Here is a 729-nt window from a genome sequence, read left to right on the forward strand (position 1 = left end):
CCGGTGGCCGAGCGGCGGGACGACGCCTGGCGGATGCTGATGGCCCGCCCGGAGCCGGCGCCCATGGACAACGGCCTCGCGGTGACCAGCCTCGCCGCCGTCAAAGCGGTGCTCAAGGAACCGAACCGGTTCTCCGCCAAGAAGGCGTTCGACGCCGTGGAGACCGGCTATCCCCTTATCCCCCTCGCCTTCGACCCGCCCGAGCAGACCCACTACCGGCGGATCCTTCAACCCTTCTTCGGCCCGCGCCGGATCCGGGCCCTGGAGGAGTCGCTGCGCGCCCAGGCCATCGACCTCGTCGAGGCCGTGAAGGCCCGTGGCGGCTGCGACTTCGTCGCCGACATCGCCGTCCCCTTCCCCGCGCAGGCACTGCTGACCCTGCTGGGGTTACCGCTCGCTGACCGCGACCGCTTCATCGAATCGAAGAACGCCGCCCTCGAACTCACCGCCGACGCCGCCGGCGAGCTGACCCTCACCGACGAGGAGCGCGCCGCCCGGGTGGAACAGACCATGGCCCTGGGCAACTATCTGGGGGAGCTGATACAGACCCGCCGCGCCCAGCCCGGCGACGACATCCTCAGCGAGATCCTGGCCATCGACGGCGACGACCACCTCTCCGACACGGAAGCCATGGGGGTCTGCCTCATGCTCGTGCTCGCCGGCCTGGAGACCGTCACCGACGCGCTGAGCCTCGCGATGGAGCGGCTGGCCACGCACCCCGGGCGGCGC

General features: G+C 71.2%; 1 pseudogene. It reads left to right on the top strand.

The annotated features are described in order from the left end of the window. A pseudogene (locus tag CCN51_RS51775) lies at nucleotides 1–729 on the top strand (cytochrome P450); the annotation flags it as partial.

It is taken from the genome of Streptomyces milbemycinicus (assembly GCF_002154605.1).
GTDB lineage: Bacteria > Actinomycetota > Actinomycetes > Streptomycetales > Streptomycetaceae > Streptomyces > Streptomyces milbemycinicus.